Source organism: Caulobacter sp. 73W (genome assembly GCF_041021955.1).
Classification (GTDB): domain Bacteria; phylum Pseudomonadota; class Alphaproteobacteria; order Caulobacterales; family Caulobacteraceae; genus Caulobacter.
This window is the reverse complement of record NZ_CP158375.1, coordinates 1,908,427-1,927,934: the sequence shown is the minus strand read 5'-3', so window position 1 is coordinate 1,927,934 and position 19,508 is coordinate 1,908,427. Positions and strand designations below refer to the sequence as shown.

The window sequence follows — 19,508 nt, the reverse complement described above, 5'->3', positions numbered from 1 at the left end:
CGACAGGCCGATCAGCCTCGATACTACAGCGCAGGCTCAGTGGGACGATAGTCCGAGCCGCCGGCCGACCCCGTCGCGGGCCAGCAGCGGCCGCCACCAGGCTTCATTGTCCATGTACCAGCGCACGGTGCGCTCCAGACCTTCCTCGATAGCGGTGCGCGGTGACCAGCCCAGTTCCCCGCGAATCTTGGCGATGTCGATGGCGTAGCGCAGGTCGTGGCCGGGACGGTCGGTGACGAACTCGATGAGGTCCGCGTGGGGCGCCGACGACGGCCGCGATTGATCGAGAACGGCGGTGAGGCTCTTGACCAGGTCGATGTTGCGCCGCTCGGCCTCGCCGCCGATGCAGTAGGTCTGGCCCAGCCGCCCTTTCTCCAGGACCAGCAGAAGCGCCTCGGCGTGATCCTCCACGAAAAGCCAGTCGCGCACGTTCAGGCCCTGGCCGTACACCGGGATCGTCTGGCCGGCCAGAGCGCGCAGCACCGTCACCGGGATCAGCTTCTCGGGAAACTGGCAGGGGCCGTAGTTGTTGGAGCAGTTGGTCAAGACATAGGGAAGGCCGAAGGTCTCCCCCCAGGCCCGCACCAGATGGTCCGACGCCGCCTTGCTAGCCGAATAGGGAGAGTTGGGGGCGTAAGGCGTGTTCTCATCGAACGGCCGGTCGTCCACTCCAAGGGCGCCGAACACCTCGTCGGTGGACACATGATGGAAGCGAAAGCCGTTCCGTTTGCTCCCCTCAAGGCCCTCCAGATAGTCCCGAACAGCCTGCAGCAGGACGGCCGTACCGGTGACGTTGGCGTGCACGAAGGCGAGCGGTCCGTCGATAGAGCGGTCGACGTGCGACTCGGCCGCCAGGTGTATCACCGCGTCGGGTTGGTGCTTGCGAAATGCCTGCGCCATGGCCGCCGCATCGGCGATGTCGGCCTGTTCGAAGGCGTAGGCGGGGTGCGCCTCGACCGACGCCAGGCTTGCAAGGTTGGCCGAGTAGGTCAGCTTGTCGACGTTGACGACCGACAGGCCGCGCGCGATCGCCAGGCGGATGACCGCCGAGCCGATGAAGCCCGCGCCGCCGGTGACGAGCAGTTTCACGTGACGGGCTCCGGCGGCGCGTACTCGAAGGGCGAGGCGAAGTCCGCGAAACGTTGCGCGCCCTCGTCCTTGGCCGACAGGATCGCCTGATCAGCGCCCAGGCCCCAGTCGATCGCCAGATCCGGATCGCTCCACAGCACCGATCCGTCGCAGCCTGGCGCGTAGACGTCGGACACCTTGTACATCACCCGCGTGTCCGGCTTCAGGGTGACGAAGCCGTGCAGGAAGCCGACTGGCACGAACATCTGCTCGCCGCCATCGGCGTCCAGGACGTGGCTCACATGCTGGCCGAAGGTGGGCGAGCCGCGGCGGGCGTCCACGGCGACATCCAGGACCGCGCCGCTCAGCACGCTGACCAGCTTGGCCTGAGGATGAGGCGGGGTCTGGAAGTGCAGGCCGCGCAGGGTTCCGACCTGCTCCGACAGGCTCATATTGTCCTGGACGAACACTGGCAGGCCCAGTTTTGCGGTCTTGGCGTAGCTGTAGAGCTCGGTGAAGAAGCCGCGCGCGTCTCTTACGCGCTGGGGCTTTAAGACCATCACTTCGGGAATCGCGAGACGTTTGACGTCCATGACTGAGAGCGTCCAAGGGCTTATCGAGCCCCCGCCTTACTCGCAGACGCCGATGATTGCATCCGTATCGTGCGGGATTTCCATCGGGCGGGGCCCGCGATAGAGCTTGGCGATCGTCAGGGCCGGAGCGCGCATGCAGGATATCCAACAGGTCGGACAACTGGCCCGGGGCCGTGTTGTCGTCGTCGGCGACCTGATGCTCGACCACTATGTTTTTGGCCAGGTGGACCGGGTCTCGCCCGAGGCGCCGGTGCCCGTCCTGCATGTGAACGGCGAGCGGTGGACCCTGGGCGGCGCGGCCAATGTGGCCGCCAATGTCCTGGCGCTGGGCGGCCAGGCCGACCTCGTCGGCGTGGTGGGCGATGACGCGGACGGCGAGCGCCTGGCGGATCTTCTGGAGACGGCGCACGGGGCGGCCGCCGCCCATCTGGTCAAGGCCGTGGGGCGTCCGACGGCGCTGAAGACGCGCTACCTGTCGGGCCAGCAGCAGATGATCCGCGTCGACCGCGAGGACTGCACGCCCCTGGGCGCCGAGCACGAGGACGCGGTGCTGGCGGCCGTCTCAAAGGTGCTGGCCCAGGGCGGCGTGCTGGTGATCTCCGACTACGGCAAGGGCCTGCTCAGCGATCGTGTCCTGGCGGCGCTGTTCGCGCTAGCCAAGGCCAAGGGCGCGACGGCCATCGTTGATCCCAAACGGCGCGATCTGAGCGCCTATCGCGGCGCCGATTTCGTCACCCCGAACCGCAAGGAGCTGGCGCTGTCGACGGGCCTGGCCTGCGAGAGCGACGCCGAGGCGCAAGGCGCGGCGGCGGCGGCCTTCGCCGTCAGTGGCGCGGCGGTCCTGCTGACGCGTTCGGAAAAGGGCATGTCTCTTTTCCGTGACGGCGCCGAGCCGGTGCATCTGGCGACCACGGCGCGGTCGGTGTTCGACGTATCCGGCGCGGGCGACACGGTGGTCGCCGCTGTGGCCTTGGGCCTGGCCTCGGGCCTACGGATCGAGGCGGCCATGCGGCTTTCCAACGCCGCCGCCGGGGTGGTGGTCGCCAAGCACGGCACGGCGGTGGCCACGCCCAGCGAATTGATAAGCGAGCTTCGCGGTCCTGTTCAGCGGGCCGACGGGATCACGAGCCTGCTGCCGCTGAAGGCCATGAGCGACCTGCGCGCCGACTGGGCGCGCCAGGGCCTCACCGTCGGCTTCACCAACGGCTGCTTCGACTTGGTTCATCCGGGGCACGTCTCGCTACTGAAGCAGGCGGCCGAGCAGTGTGACCGGCTGATCGTGGCCCTGAACACCGACGCATCGGTCTCGCGTCTGAAAGGGCCCACCCGGCCCATTCAGCCGCTGGAGGCTCGGGCCCGGGTGATGGCCGCCATCAAGGGCGTGGACGCCGTCGTCGCCTTCGACGAGGAGACGCCGCTGAATCTGATCGAGGCCTTGGCTCCGGACGTCCTGATCAAGGGCGCTGACTACACCGAGGACGCGGTCGTCGGCGGCGACGTGGTCAAGGCGAGGGGCGGGCGGATCTATCTGGCCAATCTCGTCGATGGACAGTCCACAACGGCTATCGCAGCGAAGGCGGCTCGATAACCGGTCGCCGTCGGATGGCGGGGCACGCCGTGATCCGCGCAGGGCCTCGCATCGATTTTGCAATTGAGAGGAGCAAGTCGGAAGGCTCAGCTTTCCGACCCTGCTTCTGGTTCAAGGTGCAGTAAAAATGACACCCCATAATAAACTTCACTGCAAATTATTCCGCAGCGAAGCTTATTGAGCGGGAACTAGCTTTTTCCCCACAGCTTCCTCATGCGCCATTTGCTGAGGAGGGTCTGTGATGAACAGCATAATCTACTTGATCGGCCTTGTGGTCGTCGTCATCGCGGTTCTGTCTTTCCTCGGCCTTGCCTGATCGCTGGAGGATTAAATGACAGACCCCACACCAACCCCCGCATCCGCCACGAACTCTTCGACGGACGCCCTGCGAAGCGACGCGGACGCGGTCCGCGAGACGCTGGGACAAGCCAGGGATTATGTCGCCGACGAGGCTAGGTCCTTCGCGCAGAGCGCCAAGGACAAGGCAGAGCACGCCGCCGAGGACAAAAAGGCGCAGATCGCGACCGCCATGGAGGACTTCGCCGCTGCGATGCGTAAAGCCGGCGACGAACTCGAAGAGCGGGATCAGACCTTCGCCTCTCAGCTGCTCGGTCAAGCCGTGGATGGGCTTGAGCAACTGACCCGTTCGCTCAGCGACAAGTCTCCCCAAGAGATGATCCATACGGTCCGCGACTTCGGGCGTCACAATCCCACGGCGTTCGTCGCGGGCTCGGTGCTTGCTGGATTTGCCCTGGGCCGGTTCGCTCGTAGTTCGGAGCATCACCTGAGCGGCGGTACGGCTGAGCCGTCCGGCACAACGCAGCCTCAGGGTGCAGAGCGGCAGCCCGAGAGCGCGGGCGGTGATGTCGATCAGGCTCTCATCCAAAGGCCGACGCCTACGGTCCCCGGTCAGAACATGGCGGATCTGGCTGGTGATCTGACCGCCGCTGAATTTGTCGGAGGCGCAGGCCAAGACGCAGCCGCAGACCCGGCCAACCAGACTGACCCGCAGCAGCCGATCCGGGGGCTTTAAGAGATGTCTGATACGGAAAACCGATCGATCCCTCAGCTCCTGGGCTCCCTTACAAGCGATCTGACGACGCTGCTGCGCAAAGAATCCGAGCTTGTCCGCGCGGAGTTCTCTGAGAAGCTTCAAACCTTGGCCAAGGGCGGTGGCGAGTTGGCGGCCGGGGCCATCTGCCTGCTCGCAGCCTTGATGGTCCTGCTCCAGGCCTTGGTTCTGGCACTGTCCAAGGTGATGGATCCGGCCTGGGCGGCGCTGCTGGTGGGCGTGGGCGTCGCCGTCCTTGGCGTTGTTCTGCTCAAGGCCGGAGCCAAGACCGCCAAGATCTCCAATCTCACTCCCGATCGAACCATTCGTCAGGTGGAAAAAGACGTCCACCTCGCCAAGGAGCAGGTGCAATGACCCGTCCGTCTCATGAAATCGAACGCGAGGTCGAAGAGACCCGCAGTGACCTCGATCGCACCGTCGAAGCGCTGAAGGATAAGATGAGCCCCGGTCAGCTCATCGACGAGCTGACCTCGGCCTTCAAGGGCTCCGGCTCCTCCCAGATGGCGGCCAACCTGGGCGCCCAGGTGCGCGACAATCCTCTGGCTGTGGCGATGATCGGGGCCGGGTTCGCCTGGCTCATGCTCGGCGACAAGGCCAAGCCCTCCACCGCGCAGTGGAACGCCATGAATAGGGACCTGACCGGACGACAGTCCGGTGGGCAGGACGAGGGCGGCGATGCGGCGCGGGGGGCAGCCTCGAAACTTGCAGATGGCGCTGCGACCATCGGAGCCAAGGCCAGCGACGCCGCCGATCAGGTCAAGAACCTGGCGGGCTCGGCCGCCGATGCGATCAAGGACGCCGGTCACTCAGCGAGCGCCGCCGCAGCGGGCCTGTCGGCCAAGACGTCGTCAGGGTTCAATGCCCTCATGGAGCGTGAGCCTCTGGTCCTGGGGGGACTTGGTCTGGCCGTCGGCGCCGCGCTGGGCGCCGCCCTGCCTTCGACCGACCTGGAAGACCGCACGTTCGGATCAGCCCGCGACAAGATGCTCGATGAAGGTCGCAGCTTCGCCGAGCGCGGGGTTCAAAGCGCCAAGCACGTCGCGGCGACCGTCTACGATGAGGTGCGTGACGAGGCCGAGCAGCAAGGCTTGGTGGGCGGCCAGGAAGGCGGCTCGCTTCTCGAGAAAGCGCAAAGCGTGGTGGAACGGGGCATCGAGGCGGCCCGCGCCGACATTCAAGATCAAGCTCGCTAGGCTCCGGCCTCTTCAGCTTTGAGAGGGCCGCTCGTAAGAGCGGCCCTTCTTTCTAGCGCGGGGGCCACAAGGCCGAGGCTTGAGGTCAAGTTTGGAACGCCTGACGGATCTACGATTTTTCTCCGCGTAACTTTGAGGAGGAAGTTCAATGAACAGCATCATTTACATCGTGGGTCTCGTGGTCGTCGTCGCCGCGGTGGCGTCGTTCATCCTGTAAGCTTTGCGATCGCCGCCAAAGGGTGACCACTGACGATCTGGGGTTTATGAGCGGGGCATGACCTCCTCGACCCTGGGCGAGCTGAAAAACCCCGCCCTCAAGATCGCTCAAGCCCTTTGGCGCGCCGCCCCTTTGCCCCTCGCAGGCCGCGCAGTGGCCGGCCGCGCGGTGGCCGCGGTGATTGGCGCGCGGCATAGGCGCTCGCGTCTGGCTGGGTTGGGCGTCGATCTTAAGCCCGGTCCGGTGGTGGTTTCCGGCTTTCACAACGAGGCCCTGGGCATTGGTCGTGGCGGCCGCCTGACTGCCCAGGCGCTTGAAGACGCCGGCTATCAGGTCATCCGCCACGACGCGCGCGCCGCCATCCGCACGCCGGGTTTCGCCAATGTCGCTCTGCCGGGCGAGGGCGGGGTTTGGCTGCAACATTGCAACGCGCCAGAAGCCATCGCCCTGTTCGACCGGGTGCGCCGCGAGGATCTCTTTGGCCGCTACCGCATCGGCTACTGGGCATGGGAGTTGCCGCAGGCGCCTAAGGATTGGCTGAAGGCGACGCGCTTCTTCGACGAAATCTGGACGCCTTCCCAGTTCACCGCCGACAGCTTGGCCGGCTGCGGCGTGCAGGTGCGATCCATGCCGCATCCGCTGCCAGACGTGACGCCAAGTCCCGCTCCGGAGAAATTCGCCTTCCTGCCGGGGCGCGTGAACTTTCTGGCCATGGCGGACCTTCGCTCCAGCGCCGCGCGCAAAAACCCCTTGGGCGCGGTTGAGGCGTTCATACGGGCCTTTCCCAAGGCCCAGGACAAGGCCGCCCTCACCTTGAAGCTAGTCCAGGCTCAAACGGACGCCGCGGCCATGCGTGCGCTGGGGGCTAAAATCGCAGGCCGACCCGACATCCGGCTGCTGATCGAGGAGTATGACGCCGACGACGTGCAGCGCCTGCTCAGTTCGGCCGACGTGGTGCTGTCGCTCCATCGCGCCGAGGGGTTCGGCCTCGTTCCGGCCGAGGCCCTGGCGCTGGGCCGCGCCGCCCTGGCCACAGCATGGTCGGGCAATATGGAGTTCATGGCGGGGCTGCCGGACGCGCTCGTGCCCTATCGGCTGATCAAGGCCGCGGACTCCAGCGGCCGATACCGCCGCCAGATGTGGGCTGATCCGGACCTGGACGCGGCGGCGCAAGGCATTCGTCGCCTGACGGATGATCAGGCCCTGCGCGCCGCCATCGGCCGCGAGGGGCGGGCGGCCGTCTCCAGCCTGAAGCACGCGTGGACGCGCGAGGCGCTGGCCAAGACCGGCGTCGGCCGCTGGGGGATGTCATGAAACGTACATTGCGTTTTTACTGGATTCGTTGTTACTGAACTTCAAGCGGCGCCGTTCGCGTCCGCGCTTGGAGTTTTAGACCATGGCGAATTCCACCCCCGGCCAGGACGCGCGCATCCGCTCCGTGGTCGGAACGCAGGGCGATGACCGCATCATCCTCGAGACCGGGACCATCGCGGTCGGCAATGGCGGCAAGGACATCTTTGTCATCGCAGCCGCCGTCGCGGGCGAACAATCGCTGCGCCTTGGCGCGATCACCGATTTTGGCGACGGCGATAGCCTGGACCTCAGCCTGCTGGGCCCCAACGCCGCGATCCTGGGCGAAGGCCGCATGACCGACGGCTCCACCCGCCTTTCCATCGACTTCAACGGCGACGGGCAGGAAGACGGCTACCTCTATGTGGGCGGCGCGGGCTTCATCCCAGCGGACGACAGCTTCGCCTCGCCCATGCCCATCCTCGACGGCGAAATGCATATCCTGCCGTTCCCGATGCCGGGAGACGGCGAAGTGATCGGCGGCCCCGTCAATGATGGCCAGTTCACGATCCTTCCGTACCCGCTTCCGGGAAAGGGCGGCGCCTTTGTCGAGACCGGCGATGGCGTTTTCACGATCCAGCCTTTCCCGATGCCGGGTGATGACGGCGTGGTCACCATCCTGCCGTTCCCAATGCCCGGTGACGGCCCGGTGAATGAAGGTGAGTTCCACATTCTCCCGTTCCCGATGCCCGGTGACGGGGTCGTCGAGGATGGGCAATTCCACATCCTGCCGATCGACATCTATTCGGCCGCCGCCATGAGCGGCGGGGTGCAGGTGGCCTACGCCAACCTCAATCAGAACGACTTCCTTGCCCTGATGGCGGCGTAGGATCGTCTGATCCAATATGAGGAAAAGGCCGGAACAGCTTGCTGCTCCGGCCTTTGTTGTTAGCGCGAACGCGGCATTAAACCGACCAGCTGGGGGCTGGAACCGCCGCCGGTCATGACGCAATCCGAAGCTAGATCAAATCCCAGTCTCCCATGGGCGAAAACCCGGCGCCGGATCCAGTAACGCCGGTGAGCTTCGCACCTATGCTGAAGAGAAGTGACTGGTGATATTCACCGACCTCTTGGGAGTGACTAACGCTGATCACGTAACCGATCATCGCCGCCTTGGCGCCTATGGGGTCGCCGCCGAGAGTTTCGAAATAGGCCCGCTGCGATTCGATGTAGGTCAGCGCCTTTTCGATATCGACGCCGAAATTTGCGGCGTTGTTGAACCCGATGATTTCGCCGTACGCCTTTGAAACAGCCTCTGAGAACGTCAGCGCGCCGTAGTCCGCCTCGAACTTGGCGCGTCCTTCGCCTTCTTTGCCAAGGTTGACGGCGAAGTTGATGAAGCGGTTCTCGACACTGAACTTTTGGTAGTACGGGTCGGTCAAGTCGTTGGGATTTGCGGCGGAATCGATCAAGTACTCCATTCCAGCTTCGGTCGGCGGTGAGCCGGTGAAGTACTTGTAGACGCTGTGGGCCACGCCTGTGGTCGGCAGAACCGCCTTGGTGATTTCTTTTTCGAACTCTTCTTTCGAAGTTATCCCCTCCAGGAACCTGGCAGTGGCTTGGCCCAGGTTCACGTGGACGTTGAGGCCGCCATCGACTCCCAAGTGCTCCTTGACGCTCCGGACAGAGCTAATGCTCTGGCTAAATCGTGCCATCACCTCTGCGTCAGTCAGCGCGGCTTTCAGCTGTTCCTGAGTTGATGGCTGGGGCGTCGGTGGAGCGGTGTCGTCTACGGGAACAGCGGCGTTTTCCACTGAGATGCTGAGCGTCTCGACCAAGCTGGCGTTGCCGGCAGCGTCCTTAGCTACGATCTTCAGGGTCTCGGTCCCCGCCCCCATGTTGGTAAGGTCAGAGGCCGTGACGCTGTAGCTCCAGTTCGTGCCCGTTACGGTCGCTGCGCGGACTTGGCCTCCGATGGTGAGCGACACGGTGGTGTCAAGCTCGGTGGCGCCCGTGATGGTCAGGCCGCTCACTTCACTGGCGCTGATCACGTCATCTGCCGCCACGACGTTGAAAGTCGGTGGGGCGGGCGGGGTGGTGTCGATGATGTGCTCTTGGCCATAAACAATGCCCGTTGCGATAGCGTTGCCGTGAGCATCGACGATACCGGTGCCGGAGCCCTTGAGGTTGAGGCCCAGACTGCCCTCAGCTGTGATGTTCGAAGCGGTGACCGTATAGGAAGAGCCAGAGCCCGTGACGGCGATGTCTCCCGTGGCGTCGCCGTTGCTCGTCAGCGTGAAGTCGGTCAAATCGACCCCCGTCACCACCTCGCTGAAGGTGACGGTATATTGAACAGACGTTGCGTTGGTTGGGGTTGCAGAGCCTACGCGTACGATGTCCGACACCTCAGGCGCGACACCATCGACCAGTACTGAAGAAAGGCCCGAGATCGCTGGTAAGTCGCGGTCGACGTCGCGGTTGGACCCGTGCTTTTTGATCGAGCCGCCATTCAGCTCGATGGTTGAGGCTGTCGCGATGCCGTTGGCGTCGCTATCGCCGCTCTGAACCTCGTAGGTGAAGGTCAGAGTGTCGGAGCCATCGCCGGAGGCGTAGGTGGCGTAGCGCGTATCACCGCCGATCGTCAGTGCGATGCGTGGCGCTCCCGCGACCTCGACGTCGCCATTGAAGGTCACCTTGAACTCAAGGGTTTGTCCCACGGCGTAGGTGTCGGCGTCCGGGCCGTCGATGCTTTCAACCTCGAGCGGCACGTACGCATCAACAAGGACGCCGCTCGTCGATCCGACGCTATTTAACGTGAGTGTAGCGGCGTTGCCCGCCGCGTCGCGGATCGAGCCGCCATTCAGACCAAGAGCGCCCACAGTTACGCCGTCCGCATCCAGCTGGCCGCTGACGACCGTGTATCTGAAAGAAAGGGCGGTAGTCCCGGAACCGCTGGCGTACGCAGCCTGGACCGTGCTTGACCCGATCGTCAGGCTCAACTGAGGATTGCCCGTTACGGTCACGGCTTCGTCAAAATTGACGACGAAGGAAAGCTCGGCGCCCGCCCCATATGTGAGCGCGCTCGGCGCCGCGACGGAGGTGACCGCAGGCGCGTTTTTGTCGACCAGGTAGGGCTCGCCCGTGGTGAAGGGCATAGGCATCAGATAGGGGTTTCCTACCGCATCCTGGATGTCGATGTTGGCGGCGGACTTAAGATCAAGGCGAAGCGCGCCTGCGCCAGAGATGTTGCTGACCGTGACGGTGTAGACCGAGCCGCTGCCGCTAACTGAGATGTCGCCCGTCGCAGCGCCGCCGACCTCGAAATCGCCGGCGCTGACGTTCACGACATCTCGGCTGAAGGTCACCGTAAACGCAACGGAGCTTGCGTTCGTGATCTCTGCGGCGGAACTGGCTCGGACGATTGACTGAACCTGAGGAATGACGGCGTCGACAAGGATGCCGCTGGTATCCCCTAGGAGGCCGCCCAGCGAGAGGTCTGCCGGGTCGCCGTCTTGGTCGACAACATTTCCGGTGAGCCCCAGAACCGTGATCCCGTCGCCGTCAAAGGCGCCTGCTAGCACGTGATATTGAAAGGACAGCGTGCTTGCACCGGTCACACCCAGATACTGCGCGTCGATCTCCTGCGCGCCGACCTGTAGCCTTAGCCTGGGAACGCCCGAAGAGATGCTGATGTCTGAATCGAAGTTCACATCGAATGTCAGCATCTCCAAGCGCGTATAAGTGCCGTTGCTTGGAAGATCTATCGATTGAACTGCAGCCATGATGTTCCCCTAAAACTATACGGCGTCGTATCTTTTGCTTGGCAGCGCCAGCAATTCACCGGCGACCTAAACGGGGAAGCGTTAATGGGGCATAGAGTTTTGTTGGCCGCTACTTCGAATATTTTCCTCGGCTGTCATCATTTGTAGTGACAAAGCCGCCTGGGCGGCTGAGGTGGTTTTCGCAGCACACGAGCCCTATCGAGGATCGCGTGTTGAAAATATTCAGCTTCTTCGTGACTGCCGGTGTCGGACACGGGCGTCACGCGGTTACCCGTAAACCGCCGACATGGCGGGCACGCCGAAAACGCACGTGAACCTGCCGCGCCGCCAACGTCTCAGCGCTTTTGCTGATCGCCAAGGCGCCGCTGCGGTCCGCCAAGCCCTGCCCATCTAGCCTGCCGGTCAAGTCTGCGCTTCGCCCTACCCGTAGTTGAAGCTTGCCTGGCCGTAGACGCCAACCAGATCGACGCCGTAGGCCGCCCCGTCAGCGAGGTCGGTGAGGAAGGCGGCGTTTGAGCGGGCATAGATCCCAAGGTCGGCCTTTTCCGCCTCAGCCAAGAGCCATCCGACCATGGCGGCCTTGGTGCCCTGGCCGTTCGGGCCATCTGCCCCATAACTTGCGAAATAGCCGTCGCGTCCGCCGGACAAGAGCGCAGTGACCCTGGTGTCCTCCGGCGTGTTGCCGAAGATCTTGCCGTAGGCCTTCTTGGTGGCGGCGAACAACGACAGGCCGCCGTACTCGGCCTGAAAAGCCGCTTTGCCTTCGCCGTCGCGGCCTAGGTTCACCGCAAAGTTGATGTAGCGGTTCTCAAGGTTGAAGGACTGAAAGTAGGGGCTGTTGAGATTGTTGGGGTTCGGACCGGTGGGCGAGACAAGATAGTCCAGGCCCGGACCGCCGGGGATTTTCCCCGTGAAGAACTGGTAGCTGAGTCTCGCCACCGACGTCGTGGCGTCCGCTGCCTTCACAAGCTCGCCTATCGCCGCTGAAAGGCTCAGGGAGCCTGCAGCGACACGGCTCGATAGGTCAGACACTTGGACGTTGCTGGACAGGCGAAGAATGTTCTGCGCGGCCGTCGTGACGGCAGCTGAGCCGCCGGGCGCTGAAGTGTCGGTCACCGACAGGCGGTACGTGCCGGTCTCGTCGTCTTCAAAGCTGGACGCCGCCAGATAATAGACCCCCGTCGTGACCGGCCTGAAAATGTCAGAGGAATCGAGACCTACGCCGCCGTCATCGATGAAGTCGACCTTCACCCCGGCGGCGTTGAAGCATTCGAGATAAGGATCTTCAAGGGTGCCTTGGCTTGAGGACTTGCCCTTCAGGTCGAGGCGGTAGGCGCGACCCGCGGTCAGCTCGACCTTGAACCAATCCACGTCGCCGCCGGTCTCGATCACGCCCCCGACCGCGCCGCCGACAGCGACGCGGCCCAAGGTCGACGCGTTCGCAGCGTAGTCGTCGCCGGTCGGGCCGCCTGTGCCACCCGATCCGGGCGCGCCGTAGATGGCTCGAACGCCGGCGATGTCGTCGGCGGTCAGGGTGGCGGCGGAGCTGGCCGTCTTCAGATAGTACATGACCGACGTCGAAAAGGTGGCGTGATCAAGCCCGATGGAGTGGCCGATCTCGTGAAGCGCGGTCCAGTAGAAGTCCGCCGAGCTGTCGTAGGCGTCCACGTCGAAGACGATCTGGGCGGCCTTGTAGTAGGTCCCGCTCCACCAGTTGTGGGCCTGGCCCAAGGTGGATTGGCCGCCCGGCCCAGCGCGGCCGTCGATCGCATAGTCGCCGATGCGGATGTTGACCGAGGCGGCGTCGGCCACCTGCACGAAGTCGATGTTGGCGACCGCCTCCCAGGCGTTGAACGCGGCGATGATCTCGTCACGAAAGTCGCTGTTGATGGAGGTCGAAAAGTCCCGATAGCCGCTATATTGCGTCTTCAGGCTGGCGTAGTTCGATGTCGCAAAGCTCCACGTCACCGTGGTCGTCGCGCCGCTCGACTGCCAACGCTCTCCACTCAAGACCGGCATCACTTCTCCCATCGCCCGTTGGCCGGAAGCTACGGGGGGATCATGGCCGCCACATCCCCCATTTGGGGGGGGCTGTGACGTGAAATCTCTGCGTCAAGTCTATGCGAGCGGCCGAGAGCGGACTTCCAGGAGATCCTCCCGACAGCGCCGCCCTGTCGCTACATCTGATGACACCCACCTTTGTCGAAGCGAGCTAGTTCTCGACGGTCGCGCCAGATGCGCGGCGGGGTCCGTCCGTCGCTATAGGCATGGTCGCGGACGCCTTTTGTGGTGAGGCTTGGGCGCGCCATGTGGCGCCGCCCGTCTAGTGGGGGTGCACATGGCCAACGCGATCAACGTCAGCAACGAAGCGCAGCTGCGCGCCGCGATACTCGCCAATCTCGGCGGTGCGTCAAAGATCATCGTCTTCACGGCCGACATCGTCCTCACCCAACTGCTGCCGATGATCACCGACAATATGTTGATCGACGGCGCCGACTTCTCGATCGATGGCGCCGGCCTCTATCGCGCCTTCTTCATCCAGGCCGGCGAGGTCGAGATCAGCAACCTGACCATTAAGAACGTCGCCGCCATCGGCGGCGACGGCGGTGACGCGGGCTGGGGCTGGGGCGGCGGCGGCGGCGGCGGCCTGGGGGCCGGCGCGGCGATCTTCGTCAATGAGGGCGCCGACGTTACGGTGGAGAACGTCTCGTTCGGCGACGCCTTCGCCCGCGGGGGCGAGGGCGGCGATGGCGGCCAGCTGACGGGAAGCGCCTTTTCCTACGGCGGCGGCGGCGGCGGCGGTCTGGGCGGGTTCGGGGGCTCCACGGCCGGAGGCGGCGGCTCCGGCGGCGGCGGCGGAGGTTACGCCGGTGCGGGCGGCGGCGGCGGCTCAACCATCTCGAATGGCGGCGGCGGCGGCGGCGGCGCATTCGGTGCAGGCGGCCAGACCGGCGCTGGGGGCGGCGGTGGCGGCGGAGGCGGTGTGAGCCTGTCCGACCTTGGCGCACCCAATAGCGGCCCAACCGGCGGCGCCGGGACAGGCGGCGGCGGCGCCGGGGGTGGCGGCGGCCAAAATGGAGCGGATGGCGCCTCGGGCGGCGGCGGCGGCGGCGGCGGGGGCGGCAGCGGCAGCAGCGCTTACGGCAATGGGGGTGATGGCGGCATGGGCGGTGGCGGCGGCGGCGCCGGCAGAGGGACCGTCGCCACCATCGGCGTCGGCAACGGTGGGTCCGGCGGGGACTTCGGCGGCGGCGGCGGCGCGGTCGAGGTTGCAGGAACCTCGGGCGGAGCTGGCGGCTTTGGCGGCGGAGGCGGCGGCGCCCATGCTTTCGGTAATACGACAATCGGCGGCGACGGCGGTTTTGGGGCCGGCGGCGGCGGCGGCAGCGCCACAGGCGGGACGAGCGAGGCTGGTCTTGGCGGCGCAGGCGGCAGCGGCGGGCGCGCCAGCGGTGGCGGCGGCGCTGCGCTTGGCGGGGCCATCTTCGTGCGCGATGGCGGCTCGCTGACGATCAGGAATCCGGATTTTGCCGGAGATTATGCTGTGACCGGCGGCGCGGCCGGAGCGGCCGCGTCCGCGGGCGTGCGCGGCGCAAGCGGTCAGGCGCTGGGCTCGCTTGCCTACCTGCAGGGCTCCACCGGCGGGGCGTTGGCGCTCGAGATCGCCACCAGCGCCAGCATTACTGAGACCAACGCCATCGCCGGCGCCCGGGACTTGGCCAAAGGCGGCGCCGGAACCTTAAGCCTCGCGGGCGGCAATGCGGACTTTACCGGCGAAATCCGCGTCCAGGATGGCACGCTGGACATTCGCCACAGCGCGGCCTTGGGGAGCACCGCGGGCGGCGTTTATGTCGAGCCCGACGCGCGTCTGACGCTTCAAGGGGGTGTCTCGATCGGCGCCGAAGCCTTGCAGATCGGGCGCGACGCCATCCTTGAAAACGTGTCCGGCGCCAATAGCTGGGCGGGCGCGATCGTCTTCCATGCCGCCGCCGTTGCTTCAACGGTCACAAGCACGGCCGGGACGCTGACGCTTTCGGGGGCGATCTCTGGCGTCGCCGCCGAACTAACCATGAAGGGCGCGGGCGACGCCGTCTTCAGCGGCGCCATATCTGAAATCAGCATCAACAAGCAGGGCTCCGGGCGACTGACCCTGTCCGGCGCAAACACCTTCGAAGGCGCCTTCGTGAACGAAGGGGCGCTGCGCATCACCCACGCTCAGGCCTTGGGCAACAGCGCCTTCGGGCCGCGGGTCAATACAGGCGGGGCGCTTGAGCTGGGTGGATCCATCGCCGTCGCAGGTTACGCCCTCACGCTAAGCAGCACGGGCGTCGCCAATGGCGGCGGGGTGCGTAGCGTCTCTGGCGTCAATAGCTGGAGCGGTGCGCTCACGCTGGGCGCGGACAGCCGCATCAACGCCGACGCCGGGACCTTCACCCTAAGCGGCGCCGTCAGCGGCGGCTTTGACCTTAGTGTCGGCGGCGCCGGCGAGACGCGCGTCACCGGCGTCATCGCCACCGGTGCGCATACCCTGACCAAGGACGGCGCCGGAAAACTTATTCTTGGCGCAACCAATACCTATACCGGCGACACGTCGGTCCAGGCCGGCAGCCTGATCGTCAACGGCTCCATTACGTCGGAGGTGACCGTTGCGAGCGGCGCCGCCTTGGGCGGCTCGGGAACGACCGGCGCAGTGACCGTTCAGTCGGGCGGCATACTGGCCGCCGGCAATTCGTCGGGGACCCTGAACACCGCCGATCTGACGCTGGCTTCCGGCGCCCGGTTTGAGGTGGAGCTTCAGGACGCTACGACCTTCGACAAGATCATGGTGACCGGCGAGGTCGACATCACGGACGCGCAGTTGGACCTGCGGATGCTGAGCGGCTTTTTGCCCAGCAGCGGGACCTTCGTCATTGTCGACAATGACGACACCGACGCGGTGATCGGAACCTTCGACGGATTGGACGAGGGCGCGACGATCACCGTGGGCCGGGCCCGTTTCACGATCAGCTATGAAGGGGGCGACGGCAATGACGTGGAGCTGACCGCACTTATGCCGGTCCCCGAGGATACTGGGCCGCCGCCTCCGCCGCCGCCGGCTTCGCTGACCCCTGAACAGATCCGCGAGGCTTTCAACGGCTCCAACGGCTTCAACCCGGGCGCGTCTAAAGCCGCGCTGGCGACGATCACCCTGGCGGACGGCCGCGTGGTTGATAACCCCAACTTCAAGGCCGCAGCGGCGCTCGAACAGCTCATTGCGCGGTTCTCTGCCGGCCTGATCAAGGAGAGCTATCTGGCTGAACAGATCGCCGACTTGGCCGCCCCAACGTCGGCTGTGGCCCTTCAGGCCTATCAGTTCTTCACCGGCCGCACGCCGGGCGAGCCGGGCATGGCCTGGCTGGTCGACAGCGCCGACAACGCCAACGACCTGACCGATCCCTACTACGCCGGCTTCAACACGGCCAACCGCTACATCAATTTCGCGGTGAACTTGGGCGTTCAGGGGGAAGGCAGGGCAGGGTTCGAGACCGCTTACGGCGCGCTCGATTTCACCGCCGCGGTGCGCAAGGCCTATGACGCCATCATCGGATTCGATGAAGCCAAGGCGGGCGGGCTCGACGTAGACGCCGCCATCGCCTGGGTGGTCAGCCAGAAGGCCTATTTCGATGCCTTGGGCGGCTCGGTCTTGGGCGGCAAGGCTGCCATGGTTGGCTACCTGATGTACGCGGGATTTGAGGCCGGCGTCGGCGTCTATTCAGATGCCACGCACAGCTGGTTGATCGACGCTTTCAAAGGCGACGCTGAATACGGCGTCGATCTTATCGGACAATCAGTCCCGGCTGCGCGCGACTTTGCGGCATGATCGCGGAGAGGCTGCGGAGGCGTTCCGTCTCCGCAGCCGCAGCTTGTTTTTAATGCGGCGCCAGCAAGGCCTGTAAGGAGAGCCCTAGACGCTCGGCGCTCGGATGTTCTCGATCAAGGCCTAGCTGTGAGAGCCTCCAGCCCATGCGCTCGCCCACTGCCAGCAGGGGCAGGGCGTCGATGATTTCGCGAGCGGCGGCTTCAAGCCCTTCGGCATAGCGCTGAGGGCCTAGGGCGTCGAGGGCGTAGGCGCGGGCCTTCTCGCCCATCTTGCGCCGGCCGGCGGGATCGGCGGCCAGACGCTCCAGCGCCGCGGTAAGTTCTTCGACATCCACCTGCGGGCCGATCTTGCAGACCAGATCGTCGGGTTGTTCGCCATAGAAGCCGGCGTCGCAAACGATGGTCGGGCGGCCAGACAGCATGCCGTCGATGACCGAGCCGGAGGCGCCCTCCAGCACCGGGCGGCGAAGGCAGGTGATGATGTCGGCGTCGGCCATGGCGGCCTCGAAGGCGTGGTCATCGACCGCGCCCTCGATGGACAGGCCAGTGAAGCCCAGTTCGTCGGCCAGGGCGGTCAGGCGCTCGCGCTCCGAATCGAGAATCGCGCCGACCAGGCGATAGCGGACGATGTCCTTCAGGTTGTCGGAGGCCGCGATGGCCTGGATGACCTCGGCGGCGCACTTGTTGGCGTTCATGACCCCGAGGGTGACGACCACGAGTTCCTTGCGTTTGCGCGCAGGGGCGGGACCGCCCGGACGCGCCGGGCCGCACAGCGGGATCATCCCCACCGGTCCGGCGCAGACCGCCTCCAGCCGTTCGCGATAGAAATCGGCGTGGGACAGGGCGCCGGCGCAGCGGCGGGCGACCCATTCGGTCATGGGGATGACCTTGGCGATGCCGCCCATATCCAGCTCGCCGGAGCGCGCCGCGCGGGCGGCGTCCAAGGCCTGCGGGCCGTAGACCGCCTCGATCTCGCCATCATGAACCTTCCAGTCCAGCTGCTTGTCGAAGAGCCAGCCCGAGAACAGATTGTAGATGTAGAGGTCGTGGAAGACGCCGAGCGACGGGACCTGCTCCAGCACCGGGAAGATCCCCCCGTGGAACAGGTAGTTGTCGCCGACATTGACGATCGCCAGGTCCACCTGACGCGCCAGGGCGGCCAGGTCCACCTTCGACCAGTGCCGGCAGGGCAGGTCGGTGGGGTGCAGCGGCGCCTGTGGATCATCGACGCTTTCGCTGCGGATGATCTGCACCTCGTGGCCGCGGGTCGCCAGCTGGTCGGCGACGGCGGCGTTCACCCGGCCGATGGCCGAGCGCTGCACGAAGGGCGTGACGATGGCGAGCTTCACGCCGCGCCCAGACGCTTGGCGGCCGCGCCGCCCGGTTTGACGAAGGCGATGTTCACCAACTCCACGTCCTCCAGGCTCTTCGGATCGCAGGGGCTGACGAGTCCGGTGGGCTCAGCGATGGCGTAGGCCTTGTAGCCCTTGGAGGTGAAGGCCTTGAACCAGGCGGTCGGTGTGATCCCAACTCGCTCCAGGTGACTGGGGCCGTACTCGGCGATGATCGCCAGGTCCGTATTGGCCTTCAGCAGGCCGGCCATGCCTTCCAGCACATCCAGCTCCGCGCCCTCGACGTCAATCTTCACGACATCGAGCCTGGTCTTCGGCCCGATGGCCTCGTCCAGGGTGACGACCTTCACCTTCACCTTTTTGGCGGCCTTCTGCTCGTCGCCGGGCAGGGCGTAGAGGGAGGAGTGGCCGATGATGGGGCTGACATTGAAGGTCAGGGTCCCGGCCTTGGCGCCCACGGCGGTGTCGCGCAGATCAACCCAGGACAGGCCGTTGGCGGCCGCCATCTTCGAGGCCAGGGTGCGTGGGCCCAGTTCCGGCTCGAAGGCCCAGACCAGGCCGGTGTGGCCGGTCGAGCGGGCGCAGACCAGGGTCAGCAGGCCGACATTGGCGCCGACATCGGCGACGTTCATGCCGGGGACGATCAGCTTCTTGAGGGCCCGACGGGTGCCAGGCTCCAGCCCGCCGGTGGTGGCGTCGGCCAGCATGAGGGTGAACAGCGGCTGGTCGCGCGGAGCCATGACATAGCCGTCGCCCAGACGCACGGCGATGGTGTCGGCGTCGTAGTCGATAAGGGGCCGGGTCTTCAGCTCGATCTCATCGAAGCGCGGGCCGAACAGGCCGGCGAGGCCCTCGGTGCGGGCGTCGAGATGCTGGATCAGCGCGGTCTGGCGTTGGGCGTGGGCCGAATCGAGTCCGCGATGGACGGTCAGCATCGAGGCCTGCAGCGAGCGCTCCAGGCGTTCCATCTGCTCCGACAGCTCGGTGATCCGATGGTCGACGTGCTTGAGATGGTGTTCGACGGAGGCGTTCAGATAGCGCCGGGCGTAGTGGGCGACGGGGCCGAGGGTCCTGCCCAGGAGGCGGCGCACAGGATTGCGCGATGTCGGAGCGGCTTCCGGGGTCGCGTCCGAACGGGGCGCGGAGCGCGGCCCAGTGGGTGCAGGTTGCGGATCTCCCATGGCGTTGCGGACGGACAGATCGAGTCGGGCGGGGCGCAAAGGCGTCTCCAGCAGATTCTATAGTGTGCGTTGCACGCGCCTAAACCGGCCGGGCGCCAGGGTAAAGAGGCGCGGGTCTCGTGAATCCCTAGGTTGAAATCCACGCGGCACGAAACTCTGTGCGGTTATTGCAACACCGGAAGGTCTTCATCAACCTTAACGGGTTGCTAACAGCGTTCGCTGAGCGCCGGCCAAGCCCGTGAAAAATATGGGAAAAGCAGCGGAACAAAGTGCCGGCGCACTCGCTTATGCTGCCGTTCACGACCCGCGGAAA

The 19,508-nt window shown here is 65.5% G+C and carries 13 protein-coding genes; 7 read left to right on the top strand and 6 right to left on the bottom strand.

The window, feature by feature from the left end:
• Positions 1-36: 36 nt before the first annotated feature.
• Both rfbB and rfbC read right to left on the bottom strand, forming a co-directional pair.
• The gene (gene rfbB, locus ABOZ73_RS08940) at positions 37-1,089 is read right to left on the bottom strand and encodes a dTDP-glucose 4,6-dehydratase (RefSeq protein ID WP_369062400.1); all 1,053 of its coding nucleotides are present in this window, start codon (positions 1,087-1,089) and stop codon (positions 37-39) included.
• A complete protein-coding gene (rfbC, locus tag ABOZ73_RS08935; protein ID WP_369062399.1) occupies positions 1,086-1,661 on the bottom strand; it encodes a dTDP-4-dehydrorhamnose 3,5-epimerase in 576 nt (191 codons plus the stop codon). Before rfbC ends, rfbB begins: the two co-directional genes overlap by 4 nt.
• 133 nt (positions 1,662-1,794) lie before the next feature.
• On the opposite strand from rfbC, the gene rfaE1 reads away from it, so the two are divergent.
• The 6 genes from rfaE1 (at position 1,795) to ABOZ73_RS08905 (ending at position 7,910) form a co-directional block, all read left to right on the top strand.
• Positions 1,795-3,249 (top strand): D-glycero-beta-D-manno-heptose-7-phosphate kinase, encoded by a 1,455-nt coding sequence (gene rfaE1, locus ABOZ73_RS08930; protein ID WP_369062398.1) that lies wholly within the window; start codon positions 1,795-1,797, stop codon positions 3,247-3,249.
• Between the two features lie 331 nt (positions 3,250-3,580).
• Positions 3,581-4,282 carry a hypothetical protein gene (locus tag ABOZ73_RS08925; protein WP_369062397.1) on the top strand — a complete coding sequence of 234 codons (702 nt, stop codon included), beginning with the start codon at positions 3,581-3,583 and terminating at the stop codon, positions 4,280-4,282.
• Positions 4,283-4,285: 3 nt separating this feature from the next.
• On the top strand, positions 4,286-4,675 hold the full coding sequence (locus ABOZ73_RS08920; protein WP_369062396.1) for a phage holin family protein: 390 nt from the start codon (positions 4,286-4,288) through the stop codon (positions 4,673-4,675).
• Positions 4,672-5,514: a DUF3618 domain-containing protein gene (locus ABOZ73_RS08915; RefSeq protein WP_369062395.1), complete on the top strand. Its 843-nt coding sequence runs from the start codon at positions 4,672-4,674 to the stop codon at positions 5,512-5,514. The genes ABOZ73_RS08920 and ABOZ73_RS08915 overlap by 4 nt, the downstream gene beginning before the upstream one ends.
• Positions 5,515-5,788: 274 nt before the next feature.
• A complete protein-coding gene (locus ABOZ73_RS08910; protein WP_369062394.1) occupies positions 5,789-7,045 on the top strand; it encodes a glycosyltransferase in 1,257 nt (418 codons plus the stop codon).
• Between the two features lie 82 nt (positions 7,046-7,127).
• Positions 7,128-7,910: a hypothetical protein gene (locus ABOZ73_RS08905; RefSeq protein WP_369062393.1), complete on the top strand. Its 783-nt coding sequence runs from the start codon at positions 7,128-7,130 to the stop codon at positions 7,908-7,910.
• 130 nt (positions 7,911-8,040) lie between these two features.
• On the opposite strand, the gene ABOZ73_RS08900 is transcribed toward ABOZ73_RS08905, so the two are convergent.
• Positions 8,041-10,803, bottom strand: coding sequence for a hypothetical protein (locus tag ABOZ73_RS08900; protein ID WP_369062392.1), 2,763 nt, complete (start codon positions 10,801-10,803; stop codon positions 8,041-8,043).
• 420 nt (positions 10,804-11,223) lie between these two features.
• Positions 11,224-12,822 carry a matrixin family metalloprotease gene (locus ABOZ73_RS08895; protein ID WP_369062391.1) on the bottom strand — a complete coding sequence of 533 codons (1,599 nt, stop codon included), beginning with the start codon at positions 12,820-12,822 and terminating at the stop codon, positions 11,224-11,226.
• A gap of 319 nt (positions 12,823-13,141) precedes the next feature.
• On the opposite strand from ABOZ73_RS08895, the gene ABOZ73_RS08890 reads away from it, so the two are divergent.
• Positions 13,142-16,663 (top strand): autotransporter-associated beta strand repeat-containing protein, encoded by a 3,522-nt coding sequence (locus tag ABOZ73_RS08890; protein ID WP_369062390.1) that lies wholly within the window; start codon positions 13,142-13,144, stop codon positions 16,661-16,663.
• Positions 16,664-16,712: 49 nt separating this feature from the next.
• Here ABOZ73_RS08890 and ABOZ73_RS08885 read toward each other — a convergent pair whose 3' ends face one another.
• Both ABOZ73_RS08885 and ABOZ73_RS08880 read right to left on the bottom strand, forming a co-directional pair.
• Positions 16,713-18,011 carry a glycosyltransferase family 4 protein gene (locus tag ABOZ73_RS08885; RefSeq protein ID WP_369062389.1) on the bottom strand — a complete coding sequence of 433 codons (1,299 nt, stop codon included), beginning with the start codon at positions 18,009-18,011 and terminating at the stop codon, positions 16,713-16,715.
• Positions 18,008-19,234, bottom strand: a complete 1,227-nt coding sequence (locus ABOZ73_RS08880; protein ID WP_369062388.1) for an FkbM family methyltransferase — start codon at positions 19,232-19,234, stop codon at positions 18,008-18,010. Before ABOZ73_RS08880 ends, ABOZ73_RS08885 begins: the two co-directional genes overlap by 4 nt.
• Positions 19,235-19,508 lie beyond the last annotated feature (274 nt).